This window comes from Butyricicoccus sp. (genome assembly GCF_050872565.1).
GTDB lineage: Bacteria > Bacillota > Clostridia > Oscillospirales > Butyricicoccaceae > Butyricicoccus_A.
Window position 1 is genome coordinate 1 of sequence record NZ_JBNMHC010000204.1, and the last position, 4,015, is coordinate 4,015.

Genomic DNA, 4,015 nt, shown 5'->3' on the forward strand with positions numbered 1-4,015 from the left:
ATTCACAGTTTTTTCATATTTTCTTCTTTTTTGGCAGAGGCAAAACAGGTCCGGCTTTCTCACCTTGTTCTGTTCCCACGGGCGGGAAAGTCATCTGGCGAAAGCGCGGCTCTGTTTTGTTTTATTTCATTTGAAATCATACTTTTGACTTCATTGCTTGTATTGTACTGTATTTTTCCAATATTGGCAAGTATAATTTGTAACAAAAGAACATTTACTTTCATTCGTAAATTTGGTATACTGTCCTCATAAAGAAATTCGGAGGAATAGGAATGAAAGATCGGTCGCAAGCAATCCTCTCTCTGTTAGCAGAGGAACACAAGGTTGATGTTTCCGCTCTTGCGGAACAATTACAGGTATCTCAGGTTACTATCCGCAAGGATTTAGATGAACTGGAACGCCGCGGCATTGTCGTCCGCGAGCACGGCTTTGCCCGTCTGTGCAGTCCGGATAACATCGCTTGCCGCATTGCCTATCATTACGAAGAAAAACGCCGCATTGCTGCCCGTGCTGCCGAATTAGTTTCCGACGGCGAAACGCTTATGATTGAAAACGGCAGCTGCTGTGCTCTGTTGGCAGAAGTCCTGACACAGACAAAAAAAGACCTGACAATCTTAACAAACAGCGTTTTCATCGCAGATTACATCCGAAATCAGACGAATTTTCAAATCATTTTGCTCGGCGGCATCTATCAGCCGCATTCTCAGGTGCTCGTTGGTCCGATGGTACGGCAGGGCGCAGAGAATTTTTATGTCCCGCACTTTTTCCTCGGCACAGACGGATACTCTCCGCGCACAGGCTTTACCAACCGTGACCCTATGCGTGCGCAGGCCGTCCGCGACATGGCGCATCAGGCAGATCAGCTCATTGTTTTGACTGAGAGCGAAAAATTTGCGCATCCGGCAGCCGTGCCGCTCAACGTCACCAATCCAATTAAAACCGTTATCACCGACCACAAATTGCCGTCTGCTCTCTGCACGCAGTTGCAGACCAATGGTATTTCACCCATTCTTGTGTAAAAGGAGCGTATTATGCAGTATCAGTTAATTGCCTTTGATATGGACGGCACGCTGCTCGATTCCAACAAAACCATTCTTCCTTCCAGTCTCACAGCAATTTCCGATGCAGTCAAAGCGGGAAAAACCGTCATCTTATCCACAGGACGCTGCCTGCCGGAGCTGCGGGAATATCTGCCTCAGCTCTCTGAGGTGCGATATTTAAACTGTGTCAGCGGTGCCTTGGTACTCGATCAGAAGACGAACACTGCGATTTACAGCCGCAGTCTAGCTCCCGCTGTTTGCAGCCAGATTCTCCGGATTGTCAAGCATCAAGATGTCATGGTTCATCTGCTCGGCGAGACCACCTCTATCATTCAGCGCAGTCACTGCCAAAACATGGCACACTTTGGCATGGGACAATATCAGGGCTTATTTGAGCGAAATGCGGAGCAATGGGAGGATCTTTTCGCACAGTATCGCGAAAATCCTTTTCCTGTCGCCAAGCTGAATTTATATTTTACAGATCCGGAATCTCGCCAGTGTATCGAACAGCAGATTCTAGATGAACATATTCCAGTCACCATGGTGCACGCAGAAGCGACTTCGCTGGAAATCAGTGCCAAGGGCGTCAGCAAAGCCGCCGGTTTGCGTGAGTTGTGCAGCCATTTGGACATTCCGATTGCTGAGACCATCGCTGTCGGCGATGCACCCAACGATTTGGAGATTCTAAAAGCCGCCGGCCTGTCAATTGCCATGGGCAATTCGCGCCAAGAAATTTTAGATCTGGCAGATGTCGTCGTGTCTGACTGCGATCATGACGGCTGTGCTGAGGCAATTTATCAATATTTATTGCGTGCATAACAAAATCGGCATCGAGCTACGAACTCGATGCCGATTTTTTATCTTCTTCTCATGCAAGGTACCGTCCGATTTTCGGAATTTTGCGAATCAACCATGTCAAACCGCCGGAAAGAACCAGCAGCAGTATCGAAGCTCCTACAACAAACAATCCTGTCGGAAGATAGATGCCATAGTAATTGAGTACCCAGCACAGCACTGCGAGCAAAATCGGATGAATCAGATAAATACCAAAGCTGAGCTGTGCCAGCCGCGCAATCGGCCGCATCACTTGGACAGACAGCCGCTTTTTCGCCAGCGTATTTTTGACAACCAAGAAGATTGCCACTGCAATAAGCAGGGCGTCCGGTGACAGGATCAGCTGTGCCGGATCTGTCGAGAACGAATCAAAGCCCCACAGTCCACGGAATGCCAAAATCACACAAATCGCGCCGAGCAGATAAAAGACCCGCAGCTGTTTGCGCGTCAAAAATGCCGTACGCAAATACCATCCGGCGACAAAGACGCCGAGATAACCAAAGCCCATCAGGGCGTAATCTGCCATGCGCACCGAGCCAATCTGTGCTTGCACAAACGGATACACGCCGCCAAGCACAATGCCAAACACGACCAAATACGACAGTTCTCTCGGCTGTGCCGCGCGGGTAAACACGCGCACTACCGGAGAAAACATATACAAAATAAACAGCACAAACAAAAAGTTTAAATAGCTGGAGCCGCCGGTCAGCAAACCTTGCAGCACGCCGCCAGTCAACGCATTGACCAGCATCGCCAAACTGCCCCAAACCAAATAGGCAACAACCAAACGCAGGACATACCGTTGTCCCAGCTCCCTGCCGCTCAAATACCAACTGCCATCCGAAAAGAACATGCCGCTAAGCATGAGAAACATCGGGCACACCCAAGTCATCAGACCAATCGCCTGTGTTCCTCCCGCCGCAATACACGTGCTGAAAATGACCGTTACAACACACGCCAGCGCGCGCAGGACATCCGGATACACCATTCTTCTCTTCATTGTATCATCTACCCTTCTTTCTATGAGAGTCGTTCTATTCTCTATGCTTATCATCATATCATATCAAAATGCCGATGAAAACCAAAAATGCAGGAATTTTATGACATATCTGTGAATTTTGTCTGATTTTGTCTCGCCGCGGTCATTGACTTCCCCGTTCTCAGCCGATATACTGATATTATCCCAAAGTTCAAATCATTGGGATCAAAGGAGTGCCCACGCATGAAATCTATTACTAAAATCGTCATTACCGGCGGGCCATGCGGCGGTAAATCAACTGCCATGTCATGGATAGAGAGCAATCTCTCCAAGCAGGGCTACAAAGTTCTTTTTATACCAGAAACCGCCTCCGAGTTAATCTTAGGCGGCATCGCTCCATGGACAGTCAACACCAATTATGATTTTCAAAAAGCACTTGTCTCTCTGCAAATTCAAAAAGAGCGTGTGTTTGAAATGGCTGCCAATGACATGGAGAACGAAAAGATTTTGATTGTCGCAGACCGCGGTATTTCCGATAACAAGGCCTATATGACAGATACGGAATGGGAATCGCTGTGCCATGAGCTTGGCGGCAGTGAAATCGCCTTTCGAGACAATTATGACGCCGTCTTTCACCTCGTGACCGCAGCCAAGGGCGCAGAGAAATTCTATACCCTGTCCAACAATCAGGCGCGAACCGAAACGCCGGAACAGGCAATCGCCATGGATGAAAAAATTGTCACCTGTTGGACCGGACATCCCTATCTGCGCATCATTGATAATTCCACCGATTTTACCGGCAAGATGCGGCGACTCGTCAGCGAGATTACCCGTTTTCTTGGCGAGCCAAATGCCTTCGAGACCGAACGCCGCTATCTCATTCGGATGCCAGATTTAGATGCATTGGAACGCCTGCCCAATTGCCGAAAAGTAGAGATCATTCAAACCTATCTCATCCGGCAGGACGGCGAACCGCTCGTGCGCTTGCGCCAGCGCGGCAGCCACGGCAACTATATCTATGTCAAAACCACGGCCCAGCGCACAGCTGAGGGACATCTGCTTGAGACAGAACAGCGACTCACCAAAGATGACTATCTTAATCTGTTGATGGATGCGGATACCTCTCTGCGGCAGATTCGCAAAAACCGGTACTGTCTGACGG

Annotated in this window: 4 protein-coding genes; 3 read left to right on the forward strand and 1 reads right to left on the reverse strand. The window is 48.8% G+C overall.

Annotated elements, in window-relative coordinates:
- The first annotated feature begins 272 nt into the window (after positions 1-272).
- Both ACR0P9_RS08625 and ACR0P9_RS08630 read left to right on the forward strand, forming a co-directional pair.
- A complete protein-coding gene (locus ACR0P9_RS08625; RefSeq protein WP_432619233.1) occupies positions 273-1,019 on the forward strand; it encodes a DeoR/GlpR family DNA-binding transcription regulator in 747 nt (248 codons plus the stop codon).
- Positions 1,020-1,031: 12 nt separating this feature from the next.
- A complete protein-coding gene (locus ACR0P9_RS08630) occupies positions 1,032-1,859 on the forward strand; it encodes a Cof-type HAD-IIB family hydrolase (RefSeq protein WP_432619235.1) in 828 nt (275 codons plus the stop codon).
- 49 nt (positions 1,860-1,908) lie between these two features.
- Here ACR0P9_RS08630 and ACR0P9_RS08635 read toward each other — a convergent pair whose 3' ends face one another.
- The gene (locus ACR0P9_RS08635) at positions 1,909-2,874 is read right to left on the reverse strand and encodes an acyltransferase (protein ID WP_432619237.1); all 966 of its coding nucleotides are present in this window, start codon (positions 2,872-2,874) and stop codon (positions 1,909-1,911) included.
- A 222-nt stretch (positions 2,875-3,096) separates the two neighbouring features.
- Here ACR0P9_RS08635 and ACR0P9_RS08640 point away from each other — a divergent pair.
- On the forward strand, positions 3,097-4,015 hold a 919-nt coding region (locus ACR0P9_RS08640), incomplete at its 3' end, for an ATP/GTP-binding protein (RefSeq protein WP_432619239.1).

What these genes read in the sequence shown, in the direction of transcription:
- ACR0P9_RS08625 (WP_432619233.1), top strand. Translation starts at nt 273, where the DNA reads ATGAAAGATCGGTCGCAAGCAATCCTCTCTCTGTTAGCAGAGGAACAC.
- ACR0P9_RS08630 (WP_432619235.1), top strand. Translation starts at nt 1,032, where the DNA reads ATGCAGTATCAGTTAATTGCCTTTGATATGGACGGCACGCTGCTCGAT.
- ACR0P9_RS08635 (WP_432619237.1), bottom strand. Translation starts at nt 2,874, where the DNA reads ATGAAGAGAAGAATGGTGTATCCGGATGTCCTGCGCGCGCTGGCGTGT.